13 protein-coding genes are annotated in these 13,968 nt (G+C 58.6%); 2 read left to right on the forward strand and 11 right to left on the reverse strand.

The genetic code is table 11. From position 1 onward, the window contains the following. Window positions 1-141: 141 nt before the first annotated feature. Complete coding sequence (locus ACQQCD_RS06315; protein WP_430267568.1) at window positions 142-816, forward strand: DUF1345 domain-containing protein; 675 nt, start codon at window positions 142-144, stop codon at window positions 814-816. Here the strand turns inward: ACQQCD_RS06315 and ACQQCD_RS06320 are convergent. Together ACQQCD_RS06320 and ACQQCD_RS06325 are read right to left on the reverse strand one after the other, a co-directional pair. After that, window positions 805-2,358 carry a purine-cytosine permease family protein gene (locus ACQQCD_RS06320; protein ID WP_430267569.1) on the reverse strand — a complete coding sequence of 518 codons (1,554 nt, stop codon included), beginning with the start codon at window positions 2,356-2,358 and terminating at the stop codon, window positions 805-807. The two genes, ACQQCD_RS06315 and ACQQCD_RS06320, sit on opposite strands and share 12 nt — an antisense overlap. A gap of 1 nt (window position 2,359) precedes the next feature. After that, window positions 2,360-2,797, reverse strand: coding sequence for a YybH family protein (locus ACQQCD_RS06325; RefSeq protein WP_430267570.1), 438 nt, complete (start codon window positions 2,795-2,797; stop codon window positions 2,360-2,362). A 163-nt stretch (window positions 2,798-2,960) separates the two neighbouring features. On the opposite strand from ACQQCD_RS06325, the gene ACQQCD_RS06330 reads away from it, so the two are divergent. Next, window positions 2,961-3,332 (forward strand): DoxX family protein, encoded by a 372-nt coding sequence (locus tag ACQQCD_RS06330; RefSeq protein ID WP_430267571.1) that lies wholly within the window; start codon window positions 2,961-2,963, stop codon window positions 3,330-3,332. A 44-nt stretch (window positions 3,333-3,376) separates the two neighbouring features. Here ACQQCD_RS06330 and ACQQCD_RS06335 read toward each other — a convergent pair whose 3' ends face one another. The 9 genes from ACQQCD_RS06335 to ACQQCD_RS06375 form a co-directional block, all read right to left on the reverse strand. After that, a complete protein-coding gene (locus ACQQCD_RS06335; RefSeq protein ID WP_430267572.1) occupies window positions 3,377-4,684 on the reverse strand; it encodes a M18 family aminopeptidase in 1,308 nt (435 codons plus the stop codon). A gap of 10 nt (window positions 4,685-4,694) precedes the next feature. Next, on the reverse strand, window positions 4,695-6,092 hold the full coding sequence (locus tag ACQQCD_RS06340) for an amino acid permease (RefSeq protein WP_430267573.1): 1,398 nt from the start codon (window positions 6,090-6,092) through the stop codon (window positions 4,695-4,697). Between the two features lie 333 nt (window positions 6,093-6,425). After that, window positions 6,426-6,848, reverse strand: a complete 423-nt coding sequence (locus ACQQCD_RS06345; protein ID WP_430267574.1) for a VOC family protein — start codon at window positions 6,846-6,848, stop codon at window positions 6,426-6,428. Window positions 6,849-6,980: 132 nt separating this feature from the next. Continuing rightward, window positions 6,981-7,697, reverse strand: a complete 717-nt coding sequence (locus tag ACQQCD_RS06350) for a response regulator (protein WP_430267575.1) — start codon at window positions 7,695-7,697, stop codon at window positions 6,981-6,983. Next, a complete protein-coding gene (locus tag ACQQCD_RS06355) occupies window positions 7,694-9,010 on the reverse strand; it encodes a sensor histidine kinase (RefSeq protein ID WP_430267576.1) in 1,317 nt (438 codons plus the stop codon). The genes ACQQCD_RS06350 and ACQQCD_RS06355 overlap by 4 nt, the downstream gene beginning before the upstream one ends. 14 nt (window positions 9,011-9,024) lie before the next feature. Further along, window positions 9,025-9,927 (reverse strand): ABC transporter permease, encoded by a 903-nt coding sequence (locus ACQQCD_RS06360; protein ID WP_430267577.1) that lies wholly within the window; start codon window positions 9,925-9,927, stop codon window positions 9,025-9,027. Between the two features lie 4 nt (window positions 9,928-9,931). Further along, window positions 9,932-10,858, reverse strand: coding sequence for an ABC transporter ATP-binding protein (locus tag ACQQCD_RS06365; protein ID WP_430267578.1), 927 nt, complete (start codon window positions 10,856-10,858; stop codon window positions 9,932-9,934). 167 nt (window positions 10,859-11,025) lie between these two features. Beyond that, window positions 11,026-12,222: an MFS transporter gene (locus ACQQCD_RS06370; RefSeq protein WP_430267579.1), complete on the reverse strand. Its 1,197-nt coding sequence runs from the start codon at window positions 12,220-12,222 to the stop codon at window positions 11,026-11,028. A 49-nt stretch (window positions 12,223-12,271) separates the two neighbouring features. Beyond that, window positions 12,272-13,954, reverse strand: a complete 1,683-nt coding sequence (locus ACQQCD_RS06375; protein WP_430267580.1) for an ATP-binding cassette domain-containing protein — start codon at window positions 13,952-13,954, stop codon at window positions 12,272-12,274. Between the last annotated feature and the right edge of the window lie 14 nt (window positions 13,955-13,968).

The following is a 13,968-nucleotide window of genomic DNA, read 5'->3' on the forward strand; positions in this document are numbered from 1 at the left end:
CGAAGGCGGGGCGCAGCACAGACTTCAATATCTTAGTGCATGTGCTTGGCTTTAGCCTATTTGCAGCCGGCAGCTGGGAAAAGGGCCAGAAGCCCGTATGTGGATAACTCTTCGAAATTCGTTCGTGGCTAAGCTGGCAGCATGGCCACCACACCCGATGGCGCCCGAGATAATCAGGCAGCCCCGCTCCGTCACTCAAGGCTGCGCTTTCTTGTGATGATTTTGGGCGGATTGGCCGTTGCGCTGACACTTGGTTTCACTGGTCACTGGCTTGACGCGCCGGCGGCAGGATGGGCCACTGCCGCTGCCATATACACCGCCTGGGTATGGCTTGTGATCGCACGGATGGACCCACAACAAACCAAGGCGCACGCCACAGCGGAGGACCCTTCGCGCGGCGTGACGGACCTTTTGGTCCTAGGCGCGAACGTCGCCTCGCTGGGCGCGGTAGCCGTCGTCGTGATTAATTCACATACCCAGAACGACGGCGGCAAGCTGGGTGCCGCGGCACTGGCACTTACGTCGGTGTCAATGTCGTGGGCGCTCATTCATACGCTGTTTACGCTCCGCTACGCCTCGCATTACTACGGCGGCGCCAAGGACGGCGGGGTGAGTTTCAATCAAGACGAGCCGCCCCGTTACACCGACTTCGCCTACCTAGCCACGAGCCTAGGCATGACATATCAGGTCTCGGACACCAACCTTGAAAACTCCCGAATTCGGCTCGAAGCACTCAAGCACAGCCTCCTGTCATTCCTCTTTGGCACCGTCATTCTGGCCGCAACGCTCAACTTGGTCATTGGCCTAGCTAACTAGGGATGCATCCACGGAATCAGACCGGTCAGAAACAATCGGAGCATTCTTGGGTTGGGACGCACGGATGAACCGCGGGCCCTCCGGACCGTAGGCATCCGCTGGCTCAGGGAACAAGCACAACGCTAGTGGATACAGAACTGCCGCTATACCGATTGAAATGGGAATACTCAGGTCTACACCTGCCGCGAGGTTGCCCAGTGCTCCAACAAATTGTCCGGGTATGTTGACGAACAGTAGGCCCATTGTGGCGGCAAAGATCCACACGCCCATAGCTCGCCAGTTCCACCCCTTGTTGAACCAGTACCTGCCCCCGTGTTGCCGACGGTTGAAGACCTGAAGAGAATCCGGATCGTACCAACCGCGCCGGGTCACGTACCCCACTGTCATGATGATCATCCACGGCGCAGTGCACGTGACAATGAGGACCGCGAAAGTTGAGATGCTCTGGACTATGTTGAACGCGAATCGACCCACGAAGATGAAAGCAATCGCAACAGTGCCGATCAGCAAAGTTGCCTGCACGCGGTTGAACCTAGGGAATACGCTCGAGAAATCCAGGCCTGTCCCGTACAGGGCAGTGGTTCCCGTGGACATCCCACCGATCAGGGCGATCAAGCATACCGGGAGGAAGTACCAAGACGGCGAAACAGCCAGCAAGCCTCCTACATAGTCCGAATTTTCGAAAAACTGAGGAGCTTGCGTGGCAATCACGGTGGCCGTCACCAGTCCGAAACCGAAAGGCACCAGAGTGGCGACCTGGGCCATAAAGGTTGCGAACATGACCCGAATCTTTGGCGTTTCAGCGGGAATGTAACGCGCCCAGTCGCCTAGGAAAGCGCCGAAAGAAATCGGGTTGGACATGACGATCAGTGCCGAACCAATGAATGATGGCCAGAACAACGCGTTGGTAGCCGCATCCGAAGAGGCACCAAAAATCCCGGCGTATGACGCATCAAAAATGCCAGCGAAGGCAAAGACGCCGAGGATAAACAGTGCTGAGGCGGCGACGACGGCGATCTTATTGACCCAAAGCATAAACCGGAAACCGTAGATGCAGACGGTCAGAATCAAGATGGCGAACGCTCCATAAGCCAGGCTTAGAGAAAGCGGGTTCTGCGGAAGGCCCAGCAGACGATTTGCGCCACCCACTAGCGCATCTCCCGAGCTCCACACCGAGATGGAGAAGAATGCGAATGCCGTCAACAATGAGAGAAACGACCCCACCACACGCCCGTGAACCCCTAGATGACCTGAGGACGATACTGCGTTATTCATTCCATTCGTAGGCCCAAACACCGCCATAGGCGCCAAGATGAGACCGCCCACCACCACACCAAGGATCGTAGCAATCGCGGCGTCCCTGAATGAGAGACCAAACATGATTGGGAAGGAACCCAGAACCGCCGTAGCGAATGTATTGGCACCGCCGAAAACCAGACGAAACAAGTCAAGTGGTTTTGCATCTCGATCTTCGGCTGGAATGGGCTCAATGCCATGCTTTTCAACTTCCGCCACACTGGACGGTTTGGAAGGTGCACTCATGTTAGGGTCTCACTTCAGCTAGAGGAAATACGGGGACGTTCTGGTCCTCGTGTGGAGCGGGCGAGAGGTGCTCATGGACCGCGAGTAGCTCGCCGTGCTCATTGCGCGCGAAGACGATAGTTTCGCGCTCCTGGAGAACCTCCCGAACACCGTTAACTTCAATAGTGGTTTGGACGTCGTGGACAAAGATGCCAGCGTCCCCAGCAAGGTGAATACGGCTGTTGGAGCTCACGCAGCCGAGCACTTGCCAGCCACTCTCGATCCACTTCTGCCAGAGCTGCTGATAGTCATCACGCGAAGCGATGCGCTGCGGTTCGGTATAGAACACGAACGTGGCGTCCAGGGCAAAGCAGGCGAAATACCTTTCGGCATTGCCCGCACCGAAGGCTCCGATCAAATTCTCAGCCGCCGCAATGACGTCTTGTTCAGTTACATTCACGGAAATTCCCCCTTTGAATCACTTATGTGCTGTCGGTCACATGCCGCGTGGTAACCAGTAAACATCAGGCAGTGCATATTAGGCAACAAGTATTACGTGGGAGAATTGCGACTGGTGATCGGCCTAGCTAACTAGTGCTGCGCCCACTTAGAAGGACACCGTTATGAACGTATTTCTCTGGATTCTCCAAGGCCTGCTAGCTGTGCTTTTTGTGATGGCGGGAACCCTAAAAACCATCCAGGCAAAGGAAAAACTGGCCAGCAAAATGGGCTGGGTGGATAACGTCTCCGCGTCCACAGTGCGCTCGATTGGTGCAGCAGAAGTCTTGGGCGGCTTGGGCCTGATCCTGCCGGCAGCAACGGGTATCGCCACGTGGCTGACGCCCCTTGCCGCCGCCGCGCTGGCCGTGGTGATGATCCTTGCCGCCGTGACCCATTACCGTCGCGGCGAATACCCGGCCATCATCTTCAACGTGATCCTGGCAGTACTTTGCGCAGTGGTTGCGTGGGGCCGCTTTGGTCCCTGGGCGCTCTAGAACCTGGGCTTTGTAGAATCCAGGCGCTTCGGGACCAGGTGACGCTACGCAGCGGTCCTGAAGAATAGCTCGGCCACCTTGGCGAGGTGATGCGGATCTTCAACGCCGCACATCTCGCGGGCCGAATGCATCGAGAGCAAGGCAACTCCAACATCCACGGTCCGGATTCCCAAGCGGGTGGCAGTGAGCGGGCCAATCGTAGAACCACACGGAACATCATTGTTGGAGACGAACTCTTGGTACGGCACACTCGCCTCGCCGCACAACCGCGCCCAGAACGCAGCCCCCACCGCGTCCGTGGCATAGCGCTGGTTCGCGTTGATCTTCAGCAGCGGGCCACCGTTGAGTACGGGATGGTTGGCGGGATCGTGCCGCTCGGAGTAGTTGGGGTGGACTGCATGTCCGGCGTCTGCAGAAACACAGAACGACGCCGCAATCGCTTGCCGCAGCTGGCTCATCGTCGCGCCCAGACCATCAGAAAGGCGCGTCAGAACGTCCTCAAGGATCGGCCCGCAGGCACCTGAGCGCGAACCGGATCCGATTTCTTCGTGATCAAAAGCGGCCAGTACCGCAATCGGTGCACCCGCCTCCGCAGGTGACTGAGCGTGGGCGATCAACGCGGCCAGACCCGCATGAGTTGCCGAGAGGTTATCCAAGCGGCCGGATGCGAAGAACTCATCCTTGCCGCCAAACACCCGCGGCTCCTGAGTGTCAGCAACCACCACGTCATAACCAGCAATGCGTGCCGGGTCCACCGGAGCACCCTCGGCATTGGCTGCCAGCAATGCCAGCACGTCCTCCTGCCTTGGGTCGCCCAGCCCCCACACGGGATTCATGTGACGCTGCTTGTCCAAGGTCATACCGTCATTCACGCCACGATCCAGGTGGATGGCGAGCTGCGGGAAGCGTAGCGCAGGGCCAGTTGCCGCCAAAACGTCAGTGCCGTCGTCGAGCACTAAACGCCCGGCGAGGCGCAGTTCGCGGTCCAGCCACGAGTTAAGTAGCGGACCGCCGTACACCTCAACGCCGGCCTGCAACCAACCGTGAACACCGGTGGTGGGCTTCGGCTTGAGCTTGAAGGACGGCGAATCCGTGTGCGCGCCAAGGATGTTGAACGGTGTTGTGGGGCCGGCGCTGGCGGGCGTCACCCAGGCGATGAGTGCACCGTCCCGGATGATGTAGTGCCCGCCGGCCGCCGTCGTTCCCCAATCCTTACTCTCATCCAGTGCCGTGAACCCCGCGGCGTCTAACCGACGCGCAGCTTCGCGCACTGCGTGAAAGCTCGACGGCGAGGCGCTGACATACGCGCCGAGGTCCTGGATGTGGGTAAGAGCGGAGGATTCTGAAGCCATAGCTTCGAGTTTAGACGCCAGCGTCTACGCGTGCGGCCTCGTCGGCACGTGCGTTTTGGCTGCTGCCCTTGCGGTAACGCCAGACGCCGATCCCTACTACAACCGCGGCCAAGGCTACGGAAAGGAGGAGTTCGTCGCGTGTGTCCTCCAGGATCACCATGCCAATAAGCAAGGCAACAATGGCGATGATGGCGAGCCACGTGAGGTACGGGAAGGCCCACATTTTCAGCGGCAATGCTTTAGCTGCAGCACCCATGCGCTTGCGGAGAATCAGTTGCGAGGCTGCAATAACCAGCCACACAAACAGGGCGATGGCACCGGAAGTGTTGACCAGGAACAGAAACACTGTGTCCGGGGCGATGTAGTTCAGGCCAACGGTAATAAAGCCCACCACGGTAGAGGCTAGAACGGCCGACGCCGGGACGCCAGTTTTGGATATTCGGGTCCAGGACTGTGGGGCGTCACCGCGGCGTGCGAGGGAGAAGAGCATCCGGCTGGCGGTGTAGAGGCCGGAGTTCAGGCAGGAGAGAACTGAGGTCAGCACCACGATGTCCATGATGGTGCCGGCGCCGGGGATGCCGAAGAGTTCGATCACTGCAACGTAGGGGCTCTTGGCGACGGAAGCATCGTTCCACGGCAAGAGGGTAACAACGATGGCGATGGAGCCGATGTAGAACACCAAAATGCGCCAGACAGTAGACTTCACGGCCTTTTTGACGGCATCCACGGGATTCTCGGATTCGCCGGCAGCAATGGTGGCAATTTCTGCTCCGAAGAAGGAGAAGACAACAACAAGAACGCCAGCTAGAACAGCGCCCGGGCCGTTGGGGAAGAAACCGCCGTGGTCCACAAGGTTGCTGAGGCCTGGAGCCGGGACGCCGGGGATTAGGCCCAAGATGGCGGCGATACCAAAGAGGAGAAACAGAACGATTGCCGCCACCTTGATCGAGGCAAACCAGAACTCAAATTCGCCATAGGACTTTACGGAACCCAAGTTGGTCAACGTCAAGACGACCATCAGGAGCAGCGCCCACACCCACTGATCGATTCCTGGAACCCACCGGTGCATAATCGCAGCGCCGGCCGTGGCCTCGATACCGAGCACAATGATCCAGAACCAGGCGTAGAGCCAGCCGATGCTGAAGCCGGCCCATCGGCCCAAAGCTTTGTCCGCGTAGGTGGAGAATGAGCCGGTTTCCGGGTTGGCTGCGGCCATTTCGCCGAGCATTCGCATCACAAGAATCACCACAATGCCTGCAGCGGCATAGGCTACAAGAATGCCCGGCCCAGCCTGCTGAATTGCAGCGCCGGAACCAACAAACAGGCCCGCTCCGATCACGCCAGCGATGGCGATCATGGACAGGTGCCTCGGTTTCAAAGTCTTCGAGAGTTCTTGCTGAGCTTGCACGGGTACTCCATAGATCGCTATTCACACCCCATCAGCATCATTCGCGGTATTCGCGTGTGCTGTGGGCCACATCGAATTCTCACACTATGTGCGAGGGCAGCGGATCCACTGGTGCACCTGCCCCAAAGTTACGCAGCTTTTACAGGGTGTTTTCACAAGGGAACGCACTTTCACTCAACGAAAGTTGTCTATCAAGCACTTTGGTCACGTGACGAGTGCCTCACTCACCAGCATGATCCAGCGCTCTGGTGCCAACAATCCCGCTCCCCTTCCTGCCCCCTTCCGCCGAATGGGTTGATAACGTCCCTTAGAACTTCCTCAAAGCGACGTTATCTACCCATTCGGCAAAGGAAGCGGCGCGGCAACGAGCTCCACTTCAAAACCATCGGAGTTCTCCATAAAAGCCGCGTAATTTCCAGCACCACCGGCGTATGGATACTTATCGGCAAACATAGCGGCCCAACCGTGCTCAAGGGCCTCGGCGGCCAGTGCATCTACTTGCGCCGCTGTGCCTGCGTGAAAGGCAAGGTGGTTCAGGCCTGGAAGCGTGCGTTCATGAGCGATGCCGCTTAAATCCGGTGACTCTTCAAGCACCAGATAAGTGGGACCAAGCCGCCAACTCCGCCCCTTGGGCCAGTTTTGGAATTCCTGGTAGCCAAGTTTTGTCAGCAGCCAACCCCACTCTTCCTCGGCCCTCGCAAAGTTGGGTACCCACAGCTCAACGTGGTGCAGCGCGCCGACACTCAGTTCAGTCATCCAGCGAATCTCCTTTTCCGTTGCTTCGCGTGAGTTGCTTTGAGTCCGTAGGTTCTGGCCTAGGAGCTCGCCGAGTGGGTAGATAACGTCGTTTACACGGAGTTCTAAGGGCCGTTATCTACCCACTCGGCGCTAGTAGTCCGGGTTGCTCGGGACCACTAGGCCGGTCTCGTACGCGTACACAACTGCCTGAACCCGGTCACGCAAATGGAGTTTGGTCAGGATCCGGCGCACGTGGGTTTTCACCGTGGCTTCGGAAAGGAAGAACTTCGCAGCGATTTCCGCATTGGATAGCCCCTCAGCGAGCGTCCGCAGGACCTCAGTCTCACGCGGGGTTAGGTCGTCCAGCAGCGGATCCCGGCGCGCCGCGCCAATGCCGGGCACTCCACCCTCACGCCGCACGTACGTCTCCAACAATCTTTGCGTCACACGAGGCGCCACTACGGCATCGCCACTCGCAACCAAGCGGACTGCGTTGACCAATTCCTCCGGCGCCACATCTTTGAGCAAAAACGCCGAAGCCCCAGCCTGCAATCCCGAGAAGGCATACTCATCAAGGTCAAAGGTGGTCAGAATAATCACCCGTGCGCAAGCGCCCGAAGCCACAATCTCCCGGGTAGCTTCAATTCCGTCCTTGACCGGCATCCGCACATCCATGAGCACTACGTCCGGATTTAACGCAGCCACCTGACGAACCGCTTCAGCACCATCGGAGGCCTCACCCACCACCTGCAAATCCGGTTCACCCTCCAGGATGAGGCCGAACCCCATCCGCAGCAAGGGCTGATCGTCTACCAACAGAATCCGGATGGGACCACGGCCCTCAAACGAGTCTTCGCTATCCATCATGCAGAATCTCCTTGGTAGTTGAGTACTGCCGTGACGTTCCAGCCACCGCCAGTTTTGGGGCCAGCCTTAACCGACCCCGAATATATGCCGGCCCGTTCATGCATTCCGGCGATCCCACGGCCCGTCCCTTGGGAAGAATTATCGCTTCGCGCACCGTCGTCATCCACCCGGATAGTCACGCTGTTATCAACACGCGCAATCACCAAGTCAACCCTGCGCAGCCCCCGGGCATACCGCAAGGAATTAGTAAGAGACTCTTGAACAATCCGGTACACGGTCAGCCTAAAGGCAGTGTCCTCCGGCAAAGCTGGGCCTGTGTAGGAGTAGTGCAGTGGCAATCCGGCCGTCCGGAAACCCTCCAGCATCCGCTCTAGATCCCCCGCAACGGTGAGGGGCCCACGCGGTGCGGTGTCGCCGTCGGCCGCTTCCCGCAGTACCCCCAACACCCGGCGCATGTCCGCCAGCGCTGTGCGTCCCGTCCGGGACAACTCCGCCAGAACCTCTGCAGCCCGCTCCGGAGACTTCTTCATCACCACGGAGGCACCATCGGAGAGTGAAATCATCACCGTGAGGGAGTGGGCAACAACATCATGCATCTCCCGGGCAATCCGGTTGCGTTCCCCCAAGACCCCCAGCTCAGCCGTTCGGGTAGCCCACGCAGCCACCTCAGCCTCATGCTCGCGGCGCTGCTTTACGGCCATTCCCACTCCAGCGGCAATCACGTTGGAGAGCATAATCGTGACAGCAACAACCACCACCACATAGCCCAAATTCTCCGGCCGAATGCCCTCATCGGATCGGCCCCACGAGCCAGCCTCCACAACAACGTCCGGCAATGAAGCGAAGAAAAAATAACTCAGCACCAGCGGCAGGGAGGCCACGAGGGTGGCTATCAAAGCGGTCACTCGGCGATACACCACGGCTACTGCATACAGGGCAAACCACAGGCCAGAACTGACATTCGAGCCCCAGAAGTTGCCGATAGCCGAGACAACTTCCAGCGCCGCCACCACTGCCAGAACCGGGACGGGCCAACGTCTCCGGAAGAACAACGCCACAGCAATCCCTGCCATGGCGAACGGTGAAATCAGATGCGACTCCGTGGCAGCGCTCGCCAAGCTCAATAGCGCCAGAAGCACATAAGTCGCCACTACGGCCGCATCCACAACACGTGGATGTTCAAAGAAATAGCGGCGAATTTTGCCCCGTCGCCGCGCGCTAATTTCAGCGAAAGTGCTGGCAACTGCCGCCCCAGCAGCTGAACCCGGCGCCAAGAAGGTACCGGGTCCAGCCGCTGCTTTTTGGTGCTTCACGGTAACTGACTTCTCTAAACGTCGCGCTTCTTGAGCAGAACGACTGCCGGGATCACAAATACCAGCACCCAACCCAGGAAAATCAAGCCAGCTAGTCCTGGATCAACCACACCGTCCGCGTGCCCGAGGGCTAGGAATCTTCCGCCGCTCTCAGCGGGCAAGTACTGGGGAACGTACTTCCAAAACTCCCCCGGCACCAGAGACAGGAAGCCCGCGGCAATGCTGACCACAAAGAAAATAGCGATCAGAACCGTCACGCCACCAGCCGAATTACGCAGCAGCGTACCCAGTGACAAACCGATCAGGGCCACGCCAGCAACATAAAGTCCGCCCGTAAAGACCGAGTACATCACCCCATCCGTACTCCAGTCCATGTCCACCGGCAGAGCAGCAAACATGGGCTTGGAGAGGGCAAAAGTTACGACGCCGGCAATGGCGGCCAGAATGTAGGAAATCACTACCAAAATGATCGCCTTAGCCGCGAAGACTGGGAGACGTTTGGGCACCGCAGTGACACTGGAGCGGATCATGCCTGTGGAGTATTCACTCGCGATAAACATCACCGCAAGGGTTCCCAATACAAGAACACCGATCTGCATTCCCGCATTCGGAAGGTTGTATAGCTCTAGGCCCGAGCCGGCAGGCATGGTTTGAGATAGCTGCTCTTGGGTCAATTCCATACCCTGAGCTCGGGCTTGTTCTGCCTGATTGTTAAGGAAGGTGTACCGCACCAGCGCCGAAAGCACACCGACTCCCACCATAGCCACGAAGGAAATGAGGATCAGTAGGCGGGTAGAGAGCAGCGACCAGAGTTTGATCCACTCGGAACGCAATACACCAGCAAAGCTCACACCGGATTGGGCGCGCTTGCCGGCTGAGGAGGGAACAGTGCTATTCGCTGTAACCGTTGAAGACATGGTGTTACTTTCCTTCCGGGGTGGACTCGAGGTGAGAGTGGTACTCAACCTCATCCTTGGTCAGTTGGAAGTAGGCGTCCTCGAGGGACGTCGCTTGTGGTGTGAGCTCGTAGACCAGAACTCGATTGTCCAGGGCCAGCTGGGCGATCTCTTGAGGCTCTAGCCCAGCAACTTCAATGGTTTCGCTCTGCTTCTGGGTAACTGTCACGCCTGCACGGGCCAAAAGTGCGCTCAACTCCGTCACTTGTTGTGTGCGGACCAGAATCTGGCGCTGACTGGTGCCCTTGATGACCTCGGCCATGGGAGCGTCAGCAATGATGCGGCCACGGCCAATCACAATCAGGTGATCTGCGGTTTGTGCCATTTCTGACATTAAGTGCGAGGACAAAAACACTGTTTTACCCTGGCCGGCCAAGTAGCGGGCCAAGTTACGAACCCACAGCACACCTTCTGGGTCCAAACCGTTAACCGGTTCATCCAAGATCAGTGTTTGTGGGTCACCCAAGAGTGCGTTGGCAATACCCAGCCGTTGGCCCATGCCTAGCGAGAATCCACCAGCCTTCTTTTTGGCAACGTCACTCAGGCCAGTCATTTCAATAACTTCGTTGACCCGTGAGGTGGGGATGTTGTGAGTGGCGGCCATGGCGCGCAAGTGGTTGTACGCGCTACGGCTGGTGTGCACGGCTTTGGCGTCCAAGAGTGCGCCCACTTCATGCAAGGGTGAACGTAAGTCAGCGTAGCGATGGCCGTTGATGATGGCCTCGCCCGAGCTTGGTTTGTCCAGCCCCATAATCATGCGCATGGTGGTTGATTTTCCTGCACCGTTCGGGCCCAAAAAGCCTGTGACCTTGCCCGGTTGGACGGTAAAACTGACACCGTCCACCGCAGTTTTCTCGCCGTACTTTTTGTAAAGATTGCTGACTTCGATCATCGCCGGGTTCCTTTCCATTCAATGACCTGCTGGGAAACGCCGGCTGCACTGCGGTGCATCAATCGCAGCATTCCGGGGTCTACCTCCACGCTACCGAGGTGAAAGGAAGGAATCGTCTACCGCGCGGATGATTCTGCGGCTAATCCACTAGTCCGCCAGGATGACGGCTAAACGGTGGGAGCGTTGCTGGACTCTGAAGTCAGGGGCCGGGCCGCGCCAGCAAGAAGGAGGGCCAAGAGGATCGGCCCACCAATGGCCAACAGAGCCATCCGAATTCCGGTCAGGTCCCCGAGGTAGCCCAAAAGCGGTGGCCCGGCCAGGAAAGCAATGTATCCCAGCGTGGACACCACAGAGACTCGTGCAGCTGCGCGGCGGGGATCATCCGCCGCTGCAGACATACCCATAGGAAAGGCCAGGGCAGCACCGGCGCCCCACAAGATGGCACCAATCACGGTGACCCACAGCGTGGAAGTGAAGACAAAAAGCGCCAGGCCTGCGGCGGCAGCAATCATGCTTGCCCGTAACACCGGAACCCGGCCAAAGCGGTCAATAAACCGTCCACCCACAAAGCGCACCGCAGTCATTCCTGCAACAAATACGGCAAACAGGAGCGCGCCAGTGGATTCACTCGTGTGCAACCCGTCCACTGCCGCCTTGGCGATCCAATCGTTTCCGGCACCTTCGGTCAACGTTGCCCCCAGAACCACCACACCAATCAAAATGGTCCGGCCCTCACTCCAGGCACTGGGCCCGCGGTTGGAGGCACCGGCGTCGTCCGTTTTTGGTGTTGGCTGGTGTGGCAGGAAGTAGCGTGGCGCTACGGCACCTACTGCCACTACCACGGCAGCAATTACCAGCAAATGGAGCGGCAAACCCACACCTAGATGGGACAACCCGGCCCCGGCCAGCGCGCCAATAAAGGCCCCGCCGCTGAACGCGGCATGAAATTGCGGCATGATGGTGCGCCCCAAGCGGTGCTCAACGTCCGCGCCCTCAATATTTTGGGTAACATCCCACAGGCCAATACCAATACCCATAAAAAACAGTGCGACGGCGGTCAGCGGCACCGATTCCAGCCACAGAGCCGCTGAAATCCCCACAGCCGCCAACGCCGCCAAGGCGCCCGCGGCGCGCATGGTGTTCGCTGTTCCAATCCGCCCAATCACCAGACCGGCGGTGGGCAATGCAAGCAGCGAACCGATGGCGGTACACAGCAAAAGCGACCCCATTTGGCCCGCGGTGAGGTGCAAGGTTTGAGTCACCGCGGGGATTCGCGAAGCCCAGCTGGCAAAGACCAAACCGTTGGTGGCAAACACAACAAAGGTGGCGATCGCGGCCGACCGCAATTGAGGGGAAGAAGTCACCCGTCCACTCTATGCAACTGCTTCAAGGATCGGGACGAGAATCCGAAAATTACCGCCTGCGATCCACTCGCTTTTCATCCCACACAGGCTCGGCGGATTCATAGACTTTCCCGTCCGATCCGAACACCAAGAACCGGTCAAAAGTACGCGCAAACCAGCGGTCGTGAGTGACGGCTAGGACTGTACCTTCAAAGTGCTCGATGGCCCGCTCCAAGGCCTCAGCCGAATGCAGGTCAAGGTTGTCAGTGGGCTCATCCAGTAACAGCAAGGTGGCCCCGGAAAGCTGCAGTAACAGAATCTGGAAGCGGGCTTGTTGCCCACCGGATAGGGATTCATATTTCTGCTCAGACTGCCCGGCCAGACCGTAACCATCCAAGGCGCCAGCCGCGGCTTCACGGGCCAGGCCGGAACGGTGCTCGTCTCCACGATGCAAAATATCCAGCAGTGTGCGGCCTAAAAGGTCCGGGCGGACATGGGTTTGGGCAAAGAAGCCAGGCCGGATGCGGGCCCCCAGTTTGACCACACCGTTGTGCGGCACCTCCGCTATATCAACCTCGGACACCGGCAAATGTTCGCGCTCAGGATCCGTACCGCCCGTGGCGAGCAACCGCAAAAAGTGGCTCTTGCCGGACCCATTGGAGCCAAGCACTCCCACTCTGTCGCCAAACCAAATCTCGGTGGAAAACGGCTTCATCAACCCCGTCAGCTCAAGCTTTTCTGCCACTACGGCGCGCTTGGCCGTCCGGCCACCCTTGAGCCGCATGTTCACGTTCTGTTCCATGGGCAAAGCCTCGGGTGGGCCAATTTCAAGGAACTTCGCCAGCCGAGTTTGAGCTGCGTGATACCGGTTGGCCATGTCAGAGCGGAACGCCGCCTTGTTTTTGTACATGTTGACGAGCTCTTTGAGTTTGATGTGCTCTTCATCCCAACGTTTGCGTAGCTCTTCAAAGCGCGCGTTCCGGTCTGCGCGGGCGTCAACGTAGGAGCCAAAGCCTCCACCATGCACCCATGCGCTGGCACCATTGATGCCGGGCTCAAGGGTGACAATTCGCCCCGCCGCGTTATTAAGAAGTTCGCGGTCGTGGCTGATAAAAAACACTGTTTTGCGGGACTCGTTGAGCTTTTCCTCAAGCCAGCGTTTGCCAGGGACGTCCAAATAGTTGTCCGGCTCATCCAAAAGCAGCAGATCGTCGGGACCTGAGAAGAGTGCCTCGAGCACCAATCGCTTTTGCTCACCTCCGGAAAGGGTCGACGCGCGGCGGTGCTGTGCCCGGTCAAACGGAACCCCCAGCGCAGCCATACAGACCTCATCCCACACGGTTTCGACGTCGTACCCACCGGCGTCTCCCCAATCCACGATCGCTTGGGCGTAGCGCATCTGTGTGGGTTCGTCGTCGTGTTCCAACATGGCTAGTTCAGCGTCATCAACGGCTTTCGCAGCGGCTGCGAGTGCCGGTGGCGCTGCCGAAACCAGTAGGTCGCGGACGGTTGATTCGTCACGGACTTGGCCCACAAACTGGCGCATAATGCCCATGTTTCCGGAACGGCCCACCACGCCTTCATCGGCTACGAGGTCGCCCGCGATGATGCGGAAGAGTGTGGTCTTTCCGGTTCCGTTGGGGCCGATCAGGGCGGTTTTGGTGCCGTCCGGGACCTTAAAGGTCACGCCGTTCAGGAGTTGGGTGCCATCGGAAAGGAAGTAGTCAATGCCGGAAATATCAATGTGGGCCACTCGTCAATCGTACG

Origin of the sequence: Pseudarthrobacter sp. J1763, from assembly GCF_050490295.1 — a bacterium.
Taxonomy (GTDB): domain Bacteria; phylum Actinomycetota; class Actinomycetes; order Actinomycetales; family Micrococcaceae; genus JBNPEO01.